A 15,599-nucleotide genomic window follows, 5' to 3' on the forward strand; every position below is an offset into this window, starting at 1 on the left:
CTTAAGTCAGGCCGTCTGAAAACGAATCATACTTTCAGACGGCCTCGTATTATTTCGTTTTAGGTTTTGCTTTGCGCACAGGCTCATTCGGCACCACCACGCCAAAGCGTTTCATGGTCGCTTTTAACAAGGCCTTGTCACCCTCTTTTTGCAAACCGTCATGCCAAATTTTTTTAGCTTGTTCTTGCTGTTCCAGTTGCCATAACACTTCGCCCAAGTGCGATGCTACCTCTGCATCAGGGTACTCGCGATAAGCGTATTCCAAATATGGCAAGGCTGCTTGCGCATCGCCTTTCAGGTAATAAGCCCAGCCCAAACTGTCGTTAATTGCAGCGGATTCCGGCTCCAAATGGTAGGCCGTCTGAATCAACTGAAACGCTTCATCAAAATATTGCTTGCCGTTGGGCATAATCAATAAAGTGTAGCCCAAGGCATTCATACCGCTGGCGCTGTTGGGGTTTAAATCGTTATAGCGGCGCAAATCGGCAATGGCTTTTTCATGCCGGCCTAATTTTTCATATACCATTGCACGCTGATACAGGATATCCGGCAAACGCTCGGCAGCTTCAGGCTGCTTAGCGGCTTTGGCCGCCATTTGATTCAATTCTGCCAGCGCGGTTTGCGGTTTATCGCTTTGCGCCAAGGCAAACAAATAAACGCGCTGCAGTTCCGCAGCACCAAAGAATCTGCCCTGTTGCTCAGGCAGCTTTTCTGCGCGGCGGGCTTCGGTTAAGGCCGCCGCCATATCGCCTTCTTCTGCCGCAATCGAAGCTTTTAACACCGCTTTGTCAAACGCATATTCCGGCGCGCTGATTTTATTTACCCATTTTTTGGCATCGGTGTAATTTTTCATATCGGCATAACGCATGGCACCGATAATTGCCGCACGGCCTTGTTGCTCGCGCGTGCCGGTATTGTAGGCTTTTTCCAAATAATTCCCGGTAACGGAAATGTCTTCTTTACGGCTGGCCGACAATAAGGCCGCCTGAACATACAAATCCGCATTCGGATTGGCCGCCAATAATTGTTGCAACCGCACATAGGCTTTGTCCGGCTGCTGCGACGCAATCAGGCTGCTGATTTCCAATTCCTGCCACACCGGCGACAAATCGGCAGTATTAGTTTCTTCAAAAAAACGGTTGAGCATTTGCGGTTGGCGTTGCGCCACCAAGCGCATGGTTAATAAAGTCGGCGGTAAAATTTCCGCATCCAAATTGGCCAAACGCTGCATGGCTTCTACCGCATGGCGTTCATCACCTTCTTGTGCGCTGAAAATCACATCGGCAATTGCCGCTTCCGGCATACCGGGGTATTTTTTTGCCGCCTTATGCACTTCTCTGCCCGCTTTTTCCGCCAAGCCTTGCTGTCGCACCGCCGCTTGCGCCAAGAGCAGGAAAATGCGCTGCGTTTGCTCTTCGGTGGCATTGCGCAACACGTCATCCAAGCCACTTAATTTTTGGTCGGCATTACCCATCAGCAAATCGCGCACCCAAGCCATACGCTTTTGCGCCGCACTCGGCACCGGCTCGATTTCACGCCATTTCTGATAAATCATCTCGGCTTGTTCAAACGCATTGAGCGACACCGCCATTTCCAGCGCGCGCTCGGCAACTTCCGGCGATTTGGTACGATTGAGCGACACCATATACGTCGCTAATGCCATGCCGGCATCGCCTTTTTGCAACGCCATTTCACCGCCCAATAAGGTAAACACGGTATTGGTGCGCTCAATTACGCCCATGCGGCGCTGTCGTTCCCACTCACGCTCTTCGGGTGTGTAGCGGCTTTTTTTCCGAATCAGCTCTTTTACTTCTTTGGCCGCTTTGGGCTGGACTTTGATTTCGTTGGCTGCATAACTTTCGATCGCAAACAACATCATCACCGCCGCAGCCACGGCACGGACACGGGAAGGGACAAAAAACATAATCATTCCTTTACATTGCCGACTGTGTTCAGACGGCCTTCAGTTTAGGCATAACTTTATCACAAGCCGTCTGATTTGTAGATTTAAGCAACCGTAAACCTAATGCAATATAATCGTGTAAACACTTTACGGATACCGCCCATGACCCGACCGCTTTCCGATTTCCTACTGCGCGCGCACGAATTTGACAGCCGTACACAAAACCTGCACAACCGTTTTCTCAATCCTGCCGAATATAAAGTGGCGGCGGTTTTGTTAGCCGTGATCAAAAAAGACCATCAATGGCAGATATTGTTTACCCGCCGCTCCGGCTCACTGCGCCGCCACACCGGCCAAATCTCCCTAGCCGGCGGCCGCTATGAACCGCAAGACATCGATTTAACCCAAACGGCCTTGCGCGAAACACACGAAGAAGTCGGCATTCTGCCGCAGGCTTGGCAAACCTTCCCCGCTCTACCGCCGCACTACACGCTATCGGGTTATGAAGTACATCCCATTCCGGCGCTGTGTACCGATAACCCGCGCATTCAAACCAATCCGGACGAAGTGGCGGAAGTGTTTTATGTGCCGTTTGATTTTGCGATGAATCTTCGGCATTACGAAATGCGTGCATTGCAACACCAAGGAAAAACCATCGCCATGCCTACGCTGCCTTTTCAACATTACGATATTTGGGGCTTAACCGCCGTAATTCTTTACGGCTTGGCCGAACGCTATCGACAATATTGCGATGCCGTCCCGAAGCATACTTTCAGACGGCCTGAGACCTAATCATCAAAACAACGAATCAAACAAAGAATCCGAACGTTTGGCCGGTTTGATATTTTGTCCGGCCAAATTATCGGCATAGACCCAGCCTTCGACAATATTATTCTGCGCCCATAATCGACAGCCTTGGCCGCGCTCATAATGCTCCGGATAGCACACATCGCCTTGAAATTCGGCATACACCCAGTTTTTTGCCGTGCGGGTGTGCGGCTTAATTTGAATATTTTGATTAGCCGGCAAAACAGAAATCACGCCGCATTCGGTTGACGGGCAAGCGCGAATATTAATGTCTTCCTTGCCAATTTTGCCGGACACATAGCCCGTGACTTGCTGCGCTTCGCTTAATTCGACCGTTTCTCCCGCACTGCGAAAACCCAACCAAGCAAGCCAAATGATGACCAAGGCCAGGCCTCCGCCAATCAAATGATAATGAGGAATCCGCCAATGATGCGAGGCCGTCTGAACGCTCGTTTTTTTAGACGGCTTGTCAGCCGGTTTATTTTGCCAAACTTCACCTGTGCGCAGATCTTGTGCCGAAATCAGATTTTTTCCGGCGCATTGGCGGATAACCTGCGCCGCTTCTTCGACCGGGCAGGCGAAAAATTCTCGGCCGCCGTTGACCCGCTTATCACTTAATTGCGCATGCACTTTGCGCTCGACTTGCGGATAGTGATAGCAGCATACCTGATAAGCCACCTCAAACGGATAAGCCACACCCGTGCCATATAGCTCGCGCGCCCGCTCTTGCGGCAGGTTTTTGGTAAAGCCGATTTTAATCAAACCGGGCATGCCTTGATTGGTCAATACATATACCCAACCTTGTTTCAAAACTGTGTCCTTCTATTTCAACTACTTTCACTAAAAGGCCGTCTGAAAAGATACAAACCTTTTCAGACGGCCTCGAAAAAACATTATTTTATGTCTTCCATCATGCTTCGCTTGAACCGTTTTCGCTTTCAATTGGCGTACCAACGTTATCCAACGCTTCACCTTCTTCAGCCGCTTCAACTTCCGGCTCTTCCGCCACACGCTCCAAGCTGACCAAGGTTTCGCCTTCGTCCAAATTAATCAGGCGCACACCGGCAGCTGCACGGCCGGTTTCACGGATTTGCTCGACTTTGGTGCGAATCAACACGCCGCCGCTGGTAATCAGCATCAAGTCGTCACATTCTTCCACCAAAGTGGCGGCAACCAAATCGCCGTTGCGCTCGCCGGTGTTGATGGCAATGTTGCCTTGTCCGCCTTTGTTTTTGCGGCTGTAGTCGGCAATCGGCGTGCGCTTGCCGTAGCCGTTGGCAGTAGCCGTCAACACTTGCAGGGCACTTTGTCCGCATTCAGGCGAGAAGGTAATCAGGCTGACGATTTTACCGTCGGCCGGCAAACGCATACCGCGCAAACCGCCGCTGCCGCGACCGGAAGGACGCACACCGTGTTTACCGCTTGGCAAGGCGTTTTCATTGTCGCCTTCTGCTGTTTCGTCATCAAGGCCGTCTGAAACGTCGTTTTCATTGTCGATATCGGCATCTTCGCTTTCATCGCCGCCGCTGCGCTCCCAATATTCGTTAAAGCGGATGGCTTTGCCCAAATTAGAGAACAGCATAATGTCATCCGTACCGCTGGTTTGAGCCGCACCGACCAAGTAATCGCCTTCTTTCAAAGCAATTGCTTTAATGCCTTGACTGCGCACGTTTTTAAACGCCGACAACTGTACTTTTTTTACCATGCCTTGCGCAGTAGCGAAGAATACATATTGGTCTTCCGGAAATTCCCGCACCGCCAAAATCGCGCTGACTTTTTCACCTTCCTCCAACTGAATCACGTTGTTAATCGGACGCCCCCGACTATTGCGGCCGCCCTCGGGAAGTTTATAGACTTTAATCCAGTGGCATTTGCCCAAATTGGTGAAACACATTAAATAATCGTGGGTATTGGCCACAAACAGCGTTTCGATAAAGTCTTCGTCTTTGGTTGCCGCCGCCTGCTTGCCCCGTCCACCCCGGCGCTGCGCCTGATAGTCGGTTGTCGGCTGGGTTTTAATGTAACCGCTGTGGGTCAGCGTTACCACCATTTCACGCTGCGGAATCAGGTCTTCATCGGCAATGTCGCCGCCGAACGGATTGATTTCGCTGCGGCGGCCGTCGCCGAAACCGTTGCGGATTTCTTCCAATTCTTCACGGATAATTTGGGTAATGCGTTCAGGCTTGGCCAAAATATCCAAGAAATCAATGATTTTCGCCATGATGTTTTTATAATCACCGACAATTTCTTCCTGATCCAAGCCGGTCAGGTTGCGCAGGCTCATACGCAGAATGGCATCTGCCTGAATTTCGCTCAGATAATACCCTTGGCCTTGCAAGCCCAAGTTTTCCGGCAAACCCTCCGGGCGCGCCATGCGCAAATCCAAATCGGTACGGTTGAGCATGTCTTCTACCAAACCGCTGCGCCATGCACGCGCCAACAATTTTTCTTTAGCTTCCGGTGCATCAGCCGATTCTTTAATCAACTGAATCATCTCGTCAATATTCGACAAAGCCACTGCTTTACCTTCGGCGATATGGCCTTCGTGACGCGCTTTTTTCAGGCGGAACAACGTACGGCGGGTCACCACTTCGCGGCGGTGACGGATAAACTCGCTCAAAATTTGCTTCAGGTTCAGCAAACGCGGCTGTCCATCAACCAAAGCCACCATATTGATACCGAAACTGTCTTGCAGCTGAGTCAGCTTATACAGTTGATTTAAAACGACTTCTGAATTTTCATTACGTTTTAACTCAATCACCACACGCATACCGGATTTATCCGATTCGTCGCGCAGGTCGGAAATGCCTTCCAAAGTTTTTTCACGCACCAAATCACCGATTTTCTCGACCAATTTGGCTTTGTTGACTTGATACGGAATCTCGTCAATCACAATCGCTTCGCGCTCGCCGTTTTTACCGACCGGCTCGATGTGTGTTTTACCGCGCATTACCACGCGGCCGCGACCGGTTTTATAGCCTTCACGCACACCGTTCATGCCGTAAATAGTGGCTCCGGTAGGAAAGTCGGGAGCCTTGATGATGTCGATTAAGGTATCGATGTCGGTGTCGGGTTCATCCAACAATTGCAGACAGGCGTTAATCGTATCGGTCAGGTTGTGCGGCGGAATATTGGTCGCCATACCCACGGCAATACCCGAAGAACCGTTTACCAACAAAGCCGGGAAACGGGTCGGCAACACCAACGGCTCATGTTCGCTGCCATCGTAGTTCGGGCCGAAATTCACGGTTTCTTCTTCAATATCGGCCAGCATTTCGTGGGCGATTTTCGCCATGCGGATTTCGGTATAACGCATGGCTGCCGCACCGTCGCCGTCCACCGAACCGAAGTTGCCCTGACCGTCAACCAGCATATAGCGCATGGAAAAATCCTGCGCCATGCGCACGATGGTATCGTAAACGGCGGAATCGCCGTGCGGGTGGTATTTACCGATCACGTCGCCGACGATACGGGCGGATTTCTTGTAAGAAGCATTCCAGTTGTTTTTCAATTCGTGCATGGCATAAAGCACACGGCGGTGAACCGGCTTCAGGCCATCGCGCACATCTGGCAGCGCACGCCCCACGATCACGCTCATGGCGTAATCAAGGTAACTTTTGCGCATTTCGTCTTCAAGGCTTACCGGGATGGTTTCGAGTGCAAACTTATGGTCGTTGCGGACTGTTGCGTCTGTCATGATTCCTAGCATTTCTTATAGCAATAATTACGGGCGATTTTACCACAAAACTGCATCATCACCCAACCGCAAACAATCATTTTGACAGCAGGCCGTCTGAATCCAAAAGGCACTCGGACAGCCTATTCCATTCAGGATAAAGGCAAGAGCATGAATACAATAAAAGGTTACGCCCAAAAATAAAATTGTACAAATTGTCTAAAATTTTCTGAAGAATTGGAGAAATTTTTATTCTTAAATAAAAATTAGACAAAATTAGTTGATTTTCTAAGTTAATAAGTCTAATATTCTCCACATACTATTCACCACCACCCACTCATAAAAGAACACACCATGAGCGCACAAACCCTCTATGACAAACTTTGGAACAGCCACGTCGTCCGCGAAGAGGAAGACGGCACCGTTCTGCTTTATATTGACCGCCATTTGGTACACGAAGTGACCAGCCCGCAAGCATTTGAAGGCTTGAAAATGGCCGGCCGCAAACTGTGGCGCATCGACAGTGTGGTTTCCACCGCCGACCACAACACCCCGACCGGTGATTGGGACAAAGGCATTCAAGACCCGATTTCCAAGCTGCAAGTCGATACTTTAGACAAAAATATCAAAGAATTCGGCGCATTGGCTTATTTCCCGTTTATGGACAAAGGCCAAGGTATTGTGCACGTCATGGGACCCGAACAAGGCGCCACCCTGCCCGGCATGACGGTAGTGTGCGGCGACTCGCACACTTCTACCCACGGTGCATTCGGTGCATTGGCGCATGGTATCGGTACATCCGAAGTCGAACACACCATGGCGACCCAGTGTATTACCGCCAAAAAATCTAAATCAATGCTGATTGAAGTATCAGGCCGTCTGAAACCGGGCGTGACTGCCAAAGATGCGGCCCTATACATCATCGGCCGAATCGGCACCGCCGGCGGCACGGGCTATGCGATTGAATTTGACGGCGAAGCCATTCATAGCCTGTCGATGGAAGGCCGCATGACTTTGTGCAACATGGCCATCGAAGCCGGTGCGCGCTCAGGCATGGTATCGGTTGACCAAACCACCATCGATTACGTCAAAGACAAACCATTCGCGCCGAAAGGCGAAGCATGGGACAGAGCCGTTGAATACTGGCGCACATTGGTTTCCGATGAGGGCGCGGAATTCGATAAAGTATTCCGTTTCAAAGCCGAAGACATCGAGCCGCAAGTCACTTGGGGCACCTCACCGGAAATGGTGCTGGATATCAACGGCAAAGTACCGAATCCGGCCAACGAAACCGACCCTGTGAAACGCGGCGGCATGGAGCGCGCTTTGGAATACATGGGCTTGGAAGCCGACACGCCGTTAAATGAAATTCCGGTTGACATTGTATTTATCGGCTCTTGTACCAACAGCCGCATCGAAGACTTGCGCGAAGCCGCCGCTGTCGCCAAAGGCCGTAAAAAAGCCGGCAATGTTCAGCGCGTGCTGATCGTACCGGGTTCAGGCTTGGTGAAAGCGCAAGCCGAAGAAGAAGGTTTAGACAAAATCTTTATCGATGCCGGCTTCGAATGGCGCGAACCGGGTTGCTCGATGTGCTTAGCAATGAATGCCGACCGTTTAGAGCCGCAACAACGCTGCGCTTCCACTTCCAACCGTAACTTTGAAGGCCGGCAAGGCAACGGCGGACGCACGCATTTGGTCAGCCCTGCTATGGCTGCCGCGGCGGCGGTTAACGGCCGATTTGTAGATGTGCGCAGCCTTTAAAATACCATTGCAATAGCGCATTAATATTTTTAAGAATATTTAAATTCATATGGTCACGTTGGCTATTGCTATTTAGAAAGATGGTGGATATTATAGAAATACAGCAAAGCAGGCTGTACTTTTCAAACCATAAGGAGCTTCAAATGAAAAAATTTGCCCTGATCGCTTTGACCGCTATGACACTTTTGTCTGCTTGTAACACCATATCAGGTGCAGGCAAAGACGTAAAAGCAGCCGGTAATGCAGTCAGCAATACTGCTGAATCTGTAAAAAGCTACTAACCACCAGCCCAACTTCCACAATAGGAAATTCAACATGAAAAAATTTGCATTAATCGCTTTGACTGCCATGACTCTGCTGTCTGCCTGCAACACCATTTCAGGTGCGGGCAAAGATGTGAAAGCTGCCGGTAACGCAGTCAGCAATACTGCAGAAGAAGTTAAACACAAAATGTAATTCTTCTCTTTAAGCATGAATGCCCCGTGAAGCGGGGCATTTTATAATCTTGAATAAACGGAAAAGTACAGACCATGAAAGCATTTGCCAAAATTACCGCCCTTGTCGCCCCGCTTGACCGCAGCAACGTCGATACCGATGCCATTATTCCGAAACAATTCTTAAAATCCATCAAACGCAGCGGCTTCGGTCCCAACGCCTTTGACGAATGGCGCTACCTCGACCACGGCGAACCGGGCATGGACAACAGTAAGCGTCCGCTTAATCCCGATTTCTCACTCAACCAGCCACGCTACCAAGGCGCACAAGTTTTACTGACCCGCAAAAACTTCGGTTGCGGTTCATCACGCGAACACGCGCCGTGGGCATTGGACGACTACGGTTTCCGCGCCGTAATCGCCCCCTCGTTTGCCGACATTTTCTTCAACAACTGCTACAAAAACGGCTTATTGCCGATTGTCTTGACTGAGAAGCAAGTCGACCAATTGTTTAAAGAAGTCGAAGCCCAAGAAGGCTATTCGCTCGATATCGATTTGGAAACGCAAACCGTTACCACGCCAAGTGGCTATGTATTTACTTTCGACATCACCGAACACCGCAAACACTGCCTGCTCAACGGTTTAGACGAAATCGGCTTAACGCTTCAGCACGCTGATGAAATCAAAGCCTTTGAAGAAAAACACAAAGCCGCGCAACCTTGGTTATATAACTAAACATAAACAAGCAGGGTAAACATACACAAAATGTGTTTACCCGACCTGCTGATTAGTTTGAAACACTATGCCGTCTGAAATTCATCTCTCTTCCTTATTCCAATCCATATAGGCCGTCCGAAACGGATTTGCCTATGCAGAAAAGTATTCTCCATATCAGTAAAATGGATTGGCTTCAGAAGAGCAAATAATCCGAATGAAGCTTAGCGCTGTCGAAGGCATTCATGCGCTTGGGTTTGACATTCCCAACCGCCGTATGACCCGCCTAACATGACGGCAGCACCGAGCCGATTTTTCAGGCGCTTATACCTCTGAATTTTGACGGCTGCCTGGAAAGCAGTGAATTAAGCGCCGGCCCGTTGACCGGCAGCACTCAAAACCAAAAAGAACGCACCCTGCTGAGGCAAGCCTTGCCGATTAACCTGTTCTTTTTTGTGTTTGAATCCGTCAGCGGTTAACTGGCCGGTTCGATGAGTTCATTGGCCGACAGCTTGGTGTACGGCATGAGCTTGTGCATCACTTCCGCGTATAAAAAACTAACCGCATGCGATGCCGGCTATTTGCAGCTTATCTTGGTGATTTTGGAATTCAATGAAATGGTACGCTGCTTTTTCTGCTGGGAAAGCATGCCTGATGTCAGCTTGACGTCTGGATTTTACCCGGCTGCCGGACGGCCAATATCCTTACGACAATCCCAATATCCGCCTGTTTGTCGGCAACGGAGTCATGCGCACGCGCGAAGCCCCGGCCGGAAGCGCACATCAAACACATCGACATTCAAGTACCGGTTCAGCGGCGCGGAAACCTACGGCTGGATAGACCGAGGCCGTCTGAAAAACGGTTTGGGCTGTCAAGAAGAAAAAGACATTGGATTTTTTGATTGCGCACCCGAAACATGGCTGGATATCGAGGGTGAATTTGTACTGTTTTTCCAAGCGACGGCCATGCACCGTTGGTCGGTGATACGTCCCCATTCGCAGGGCCGTATTTAAAATCCGCACATTGGAAACCCGCATGTCTTTATGGATAAATAGGCCGTCCGAACCCACTTCTTGTTAAAAACCATGAAAACCAAAGAATATCTGTTTAAAGGCTTGGAAAACTTAAATGACGGCTTCGATGCCGAAAGTATTGTTTATGTTTCCGAACAAGATTTTGAAACCGCGCTTAACCGTGCCGAAGCCAAAAATATTGAGCCATTTATGCGATATTGAATCTTGGTATAACCGCGATTTTTTTGATGTGCGCGCATATGAATTAACCGGTTACAAAACCAATGATCCGCGCCAGTATCACGCAGCATTTGAAAAATTCAAAAACAAACAGCCCAGCTTGATATATGCCATGACTTACGACAATTTCTTCATCGAGTAAATCACAACGCCAGACAGCAAGCGCCCATTTCCCACTTTTCATCCACAAAGGACATCAATAATGACCAAACAAATCGCAATCTTACGAGGCGACGGCATCGGCCCTGAAATCATCGGCCAAGCCGTACGCGTGTTGGACAAACTGATTGAGCAAGGCTTAGATGTGACTTACGAATACGCGCCTTTGGGCGGAGAAGCCTACGACCAATACGGTTCGCCCTATCCTGAATTCACACAAAACCTGTGCCGCAAAGCTGATGCGGTGTTGTTGGGTTCGGTAGGCGGCCCGCAATACGACAACCTCGACCGCCCGTTGCGCCCGGAGCGTGGCTTATTAGCCATTCGTAAAGACCTGAACCTATTTGCCAACCTGCGCCCCGCCATTTTGTATCCTGAGTTGGCCAACGCTTCTACCTTGAAGCCCGAAGTGGTAGCCGGTCTGGATATTCTGATTGTACGCGAACTCACCGGCGACATTTATTTCGGCGAACCGCGCGGCATCCGCACTTTAGAAAACGGCGAACGAGAAGGTTTCAACACCATGAAATACAGCGAAAGCGAAATCCGCCGCATCGCCCATGTTGCCTTCCAAGCGGCGCAAAAGCGCAATAAAAAAGTCTGCTCTGTGGGCAAAGCCAACGTATTGGAAACCACAGAACTGTGGCGCGAAATTTTTGAAGAAATCGGCAAAGAATATCCGGATGTGGAATTGAGCCACATGTATGTCGACAATGCCGCCATGCAGTTGGTACGCGCACCAAAACAATTCGACGTGATTGCCACCGGCAACATTTTCGGCGATATTTTGAGCGATGAAGCATCTATGCTTACCGGCTCTATCGGCATGCTGCCTTCAGCTTCATTGAATGAAAACAACAAAGGCTTGTATGAGCCTTCTCACGGTTCCGCACCGGATATTGCCGGCCAAAACAAAGCCAATCCGCTGGCTACCATTTTGTCGTTGGCGATGTTGGTACGCTACAGCTTGAATGACGAAGCACGCGCGCAACAAATCGAGCAAGCCGTGCAAACCGTTTTGAAACAAGGCTTCCGTACCGGCGATATTTTCGAAAAAGGCACCAAGCTTGTTTCTTGCTCGGAAATGGGCGATGCCGTTTTAGCTGCATTGTAAGGCCGTCTGAAAAATGCGTGGTTAAGATACCACGCATTTTTATGACTCAAATGGTGCCATCGTTTCATATTCTCTGCCATTATCAACAGCAATCAAATAGAGAATTAACCATCAGGAAACATTTATTGGCACTAACTATGTTAAGATGCTTTCGTAATAAATATTTGATGTATTCATTCCCATACCCTCTTATAAAGTATATCGATATGAAGAAAATGATTTTTACCGTTTTGGCTGCTGCCGTAGCCGCTTCCGCTTCTGCCGCAACTTACAAAGTTGATAAAGCCCACACCAATGCCCGATTTGCCATCGACCACTTCAACACCAGCACCAACGTAGGCGGCTTCTACGGACTGAGCGGCACCGTTGATTTCGACAAAGCCAAGCGCCAAGGCAAAATCGACATTACAATTCCGGTAAATACTTTGCAAACCGGTTCGGAAGGTTTTACCGGCCATCTGAAATCACCTGATTTGTTCAATGCCGAAAAATTCCCGGAAATGCGCTTTGTTTCCACCAAATTCAACTACGTTGGCAAAAAACTGACTTCTGTTGACGGCAATCTGACACTGTTGGGCAAAACCCACCCGGTAAAACTGAAGGCCGAAAAATTCAACTGCTACAACAGCCCGATGGCCAAAGCCGAAGTGTGCGGCGGCGATTTCTCAACCACCATCGACCGCACCCAATGGGGTATGAATTACTTGGTCGACAGCGGCATGACCAAAAAAGTGAAATTGGATATTCAAATCGAAGCTGTGAAACAATAATCGGTTAAATAATTAAAGGCCGTCTGAAAGCAATTTACTTTCAGACGGCCTTTTACGTTTTCTTTTACGTTTTTCACAAAGAAAGAGACGATAATAGCGCATTCAAAATTTATCCTGAATGCATGCCAATAAAATAGGAAACGCACATGAACACCGTAACAAAATTGACCTTAGGCGCCCTGATGCTGAGCGTAGCTTTTGCCGCTCAAGCCGAAACCCGCGCCGTGATTGAAACCAATATGGGCAAAATCGAATTGTCACTAGACGAAACCAAAGCACCGAAAACGGTTGCCAACTTCGTCAGCTATGCCGAAAAAGGCTTTTACAACAATACTATTTTCCATCGTGTCATTGATAATTTCATGATTCAAGGCGGCGGTTTTACTGAAAACATGGTGCAAAAAGGCACCGGCAAAGCGATTGCCAACGAAGCCGACAACGGCCTGAAAAACACTGCCGGTACCATCGCTATGGCGCGTACCGCCAACCCGAATTCGGCCACCAGCCAATTTTTCATCAACACCGCCAACAATGATTTCCTCAACTTCAAAAGCGCAACGCCACAAGGTTACGGCTATGCGGTTTTCGGCACAGTCACTTCCGGCATGGATGTCGTAAACAAAATCAGCAAAGTGCAAACTGCCACCCGAGGCTTCCATCAAAATGTACCGGTAAAACCGGTGGTAATTCAAAAAGTGAGCATCATCAAGTAACATCGTAAAAAAAGGCCGTCTGAATTTCAGACGGCCTTTTTTATCATCACCCTCAATTCGGCAGCAAATAAACGCTGACATTATCGCCTTCGCTCACCGTTTGTCCGGCCGGCACTTCACACAAAGCATCGGCGGCCGCGCAGGTACTCAACATTGCGCTGCCCTGGTTAGGCAGCAATTTCACCACCGTTCCGCCCGCCTCATCATTTTCTAACACCACGCGTAAAAACTCGCGGCGCTTGATGGCTTTTTTGGTTTGGAACGCAGCTTTGGCCGTTACTTTCTGCAAATAGCAATGCCGCGCCTGCTTGCCTGCCAGTTGGTTCAGCACCGGCAGCAGCAGCATATTCGATGTGGCAAATGTCGCCACGGGGTTGCCTGGTAAGATAAAAATTTTACATTCGCCGATGTGCCCCCAAGCAAACGGTTTCCCCGGCTTAATCGCCAAGGTGTGCATGGTAAGCGAGCCGATGTGCCCAATCGCCTGCTTCAAATAATCCGCCTCGCCTACTGATGCACCGCCGCTGGTAATCACCACGTCGAATTGTTCGGCTGCTGCGGCCAAAGCAGCCTCCGTTTGCGCCAAATCATCGGGCAAAATGCCACCATCGCTCACTTGCAAACCCGGTTGTTGTTGCAACCAAGCCAGTAACTGATAGCGGTTGGCATCGTAGATTTGGCCGTCTGAAAGTGTTTGGCCGGGTTCGACTAACTCGTTACCGGTGGAAAACACCCTCACTTTCAAAGGCTCATACACCATCAACTCGGCGTAGCCTTGTGAAGCAGCCAAGCCTAAAGCGGCCATGTTTAATAGCGTGCCTTGCGCCAATAATTCTTGGCCGACTTCAATTTCTTCGGCTTTCAGGCGCATGTTTTGTCCGGCTTGAATGTCGGCATTCACCAGCAAACGGGCACCGTCAGTTTCGGTTTGTTCCTGCATGATCACGGCGGTAGTGTTGGGCGGCAGCGGTGCGCCGGTAAAAATACGCACGGCTTCGCCTTGAGCCAACGGATTTTCCGCTGTTTCGCCGGCTTGAATGCGGCCGGTAATGCAAAATTCGCGCAAGCTGCCTTTTGAATCGCATACTGCGTAGCCGTCCATCGCGCTGTTATCAAACATCGGGCTTGGGTATTTGGCGTGCAGGCTTTGCGCTAAAACTCGGTTGGCTGCTTCAGCCAAAGGCAGCGTTACCGTTCTCAGACGGCAAGGATGCTGCTCCAACAAAGCTGCGCGGGCCACTTCAAAATCAATCATCATGCTTCTTTCAAATCTTCAGGCGTGTTGTAATTCACAAAACATTTATCCGAATCAAAATGCACTGCGCGTGCACGTTGCTGTTGCAGCCAGCCGCGTATGGTGCGCATACCGGCGTAAAGATACGGCACGGCGCTTTGCAGAATTTGCGGGCGGATAAACATAATGCTGTATTGCCGGCGTTCCGGGGTTTCCACATAAAACGCATTGCACAACGGCGTGCGCTTGGCTGCCGATAAAAAGCGCGCCACCAAATCTTCGGGCAACTTGGGCATATCACACGACACTATCAACAACCAATCGGCTTTGGCCAGCTGCAAATCATTGGCTGCCGTACACAAAGCCGCTAAAGGGCCCAAGTGATGCCATTGGCGCGCATCGGCAAACACATGCGGGCTGCGGCGGGCGTATTCTTCCAAATTGCGGTTGGCGCTGATGGCGATGTGATCAACCTGCGGCCCAATCCGCCCAATCACGTGGTCAATCAAGGGCTTGTCCTGCCATTCGATCAAGCCTTTATCCGCACCGCCCATGCGGCTGCCCTGTCCGCCTGCGAGAATAAGTGCATAAGTTTTCATGGTGTGTTCCATTGCTGTGCGGCCGCTTGGTCGCTCTGCTTAGCTTCTACCCAACGCTCGAGGCCGTCTGAAAAGGTTTCTTTTTTCCAAAACGGCGCTTCGGTCTTCAAATAATCCATGATGAATTCGGCGGCGGCAAACGCGGCTTTGCGATGTCCAGATGCTGCCAATACCAGCACGATTTGTTCATCGGCATGTAATTCACCTACGCGGTGAATGACGGTGCAGGCAGTCAGCGGCCAGCGTTCGGATGCCGTCTGAACAATGCGCCCGATTTCGTTTTCGGTCACTTCGGGAAAATGCTCGAGAAACAGACTTTCCAAAGGTGTGTCGGTATCACGGTCGCGCACTAAGCCGACAAAGCCTGCCACCGCGCCGATGTTACGGCCTTGCGTGAGCAGCAAGTCGTATTCCTGTTGCAATTGAAAATTCTGCGTTTGGATGCGGATATCGACCTGCATG

At 49.9% G+C, this 15,599-nt stretch carries 15 protein-coding genes and 1 pseudogene; 10 read left to right on the forward strand and 6 right to left on the reverse strand.

Annotated features, from left to right (window positions below; genetic code table 11):
• Positions 1–49 precede the first annotated feature (49 nt).
• On the reverse strand, positions 50–1,924 hold the full coding sequence (locus H4O27_RS07620) for a tetratricopeptide repeat protein (protein WP_165008910.1): 1,875 nt from the start codon (positions 1,922–1,924) through the stop codon (positions 50–52).
• 141 nt (positions 1,925–2,065) lie between these two features.
• Between H4O27_RS07620 and H4O27_RS07625 the strand changes: the two genes are divergently transcribed.
• On the forward strand, positions 2,066–2,695 hold the full coding sequence (locus H4O27_RS07625; RefSeq protein WP_226883382.1) for an NUDIX hydrolase: 630 nt from the start codon (positions 2,066–2,068) through the stop codon (positions 2,693–2,695).
• A gap of 3 nt (positions 2,696–2,698) precedes the next feature.
• Here the strand turns inward: H4O27_RS07625 and H4O27_RS07630 are convergent, their stop codons facing one another.
• Entirely contained in the window at positions 2,699–3,520 is an 822-nt protein-coding gene (locus H4O27_RS07630) for a GIY-YIG nuclease family protein (protein ID WP_165008912.1), read from the reverse strand.
• Between the two features lie 100 nt (positions 3,521–3,620).
• Entirely contained in the window at positions 3,621–6,407 is a 2,787-nt protein-coding gene (gene gyrA, locus H4O27_RS07635; RefSeq protein ID WP_165008914.1) for a DNA gyrase subunit A, read from the reverse strand.
• 333 nt (positions 6,408–6,740) lie between these two features.
• On the opposite strand from gyrA, the gene leuC reads away from it, so the two are divergent.
• The 9 genes and pseudogenes from leuC (at position 6,741) to H4O27_RS07680 (ending at position 13,304) form a co-directional block, all read left to right on the forward strand.
• Positions 6,741–8,147: a 3-isopropylmalate dehydratase large subunit gene (leuC, locus tag H4O27_RS07640; protein ID WP_165008916.1), complete on the forward strand. Its 1,407-nt coding sequence runs from the start codon at positions 6,741–6,743 to the stop codon at positions 8,145–8,147.
• Positions 8,148–8,290: 143 nt separating this feature from the next.
• The gene (locus H4O27_RS07645; protein ID WP_165008918.1) at positions 8,291–8,428 is read left to right on the forward strand and encodes an entericidin A/B family lipoprotein; all 138 of its coding nucleotides are present in this window, start codon (positions 8,291–8,293) and stop codon (positions 8,426–8,428) included.
• Positions 8,429–8,462: 34 nt separating this feature from the next.
• Positions 8,463–8,603, forward strand: a complete 141-nt coding sequence (locus H4O27_RS07650; RefSeq protein WP_165008920.1) for an entericidin A/B family lipoprotein — start codon at positions 8,463–8,465, stop codon at positions 8,601–8,603.
• A gap of 74 nt (positions 8,604–8,677) precedes the next feature.
• On the forward strand, positions 8,678–9,316 hold the full coding sequence (gene leuD, locus H4O27_RS07655) for a 3-isopropylmalate dehydratase small subunit (protein ID WP_165008922.1): 639 nt from the start codon (positions 8,678–8,680) through the stop codon (positions 9,314–9,316).
• A gap of 648 nt (positions 9,317–9,964) precedes the next feature.
• Positions 9,965–10,375: pseudogene (locus H4O27_RS07660) on the forward strand (NanQ anomerase/TabA/YiaL family protein); the annotation flags it as partial.
• Between the two features lie 48 nt (positions 10,376–10,423).
• On the forward strand, positions 10,424–10,690 hold the full coding sequence (locus H4O27_RS07665; protein ID WP_165008924.1) for a hypothetical protein: 267 nt from the start codon (positions 10,424–10,426) through the stop codon (positions 10,688–10,690).
• 60 nt (positions 10,691–10,750) lie between these two features.
• Positions 10,751–11,821 carry a 3-isopropylmalate dehydrogenase gene (gene leuB / locus H4O27_RS07670; protein ID WP_165008926.1) on the forward strand — a complete coding sequence of 357 codons (1,071 nt, stop codon included), beginning with the start codon at positions 10,751–10,753 and terminating at the stop codon, positions 11,819–11,821.
• A 206-nt stretch (positions 11,822–12,027) separates the two neighbouring features.
• Positions 12,028–12,591 (forward strand): YceI family protein, encoded by a 564-nt coding sequence (locus H4O27_RS07675; protein WP_165008928.1) that lies wholly within the window; start codon positions 12,028–12,030, stop codon positions 12,589–12,591.
• A 146-nt stretch (positions 12,592–12,737) separates the two neighbouring features.
• Positions 12,738–13,304: a peptidylprolyl isomerase gene (locus H4O27_RS07680; protein WP_165008930.1), complete on the forward strand. Its 567-nt coding sequence runs from the start codon at positions 12,738–12,740 to the stop codon at positions 13,302–13,304.
• 52 nt (positions 13,305–13,356) lie between these two features.
• Here H4O27_RS07680 and H4O27_RS07685 read toward each other — a convergent pair whose 3' ends face one another.
• From H4O27_RS07685 to H4O27_RS07695, 3 genes are read right to left on the reverse strand one after another with little or no spacing between them, the layout of a single operon-like run.
• On the reverse strand, positions 13,357–14,562 hold the full coding sequence (locus tag H4O27_RS07685) for a molybdopterin molybdotransferase MoeA (RefSeq protein WP_226883383.1): 1,206 nt from the start codon (positions 14,560–14,562) through the stop codon (positions 13,357–13,359).
• A complete protein-coding gene (mobA, locus tag H4O27_RS07690; RefSeq protein WP_165008932.1) occupies positions 14,559–15,137 on the reverse strand; it encodes a molybdenum cofactor guanylyltransferase MobA in 579 nt (192 codons plus the stop codon). Before mobA ends, H4O27_RS07685 begins: the two co-directional genes overlap by 4 nt.
• Positions 15,134–15,598 carry a molybdenum cofactor biosynthesis protein MoaE gene (locus H4O27_RS07695; RefSeq protein ID WP_165008934.1) on the reverse strand — a complete coding sequence of 155 codons (465 nt, stop codon included), beginning with the start codon at positions 15,596–15,598 and terminating at the stop codon, positions 15,134–15,136. The genes mobA and H4O27_RS07695 overlap by 4 nt, the downstream gene beginning before the upstream one ends.
• Position 15,599 lies beyond the last annotated feature (1 nt).

The sequence above is a fragment of the Neisseria yangbaofengii genome (assembly GCF_014898075.1).
Lineage (GTDB): Bacteria > Pseudomonadota > Gammaproteobacteria > Burkholderiales > Neisseriaceae > Neisseria > Neisseria yangbaofengii.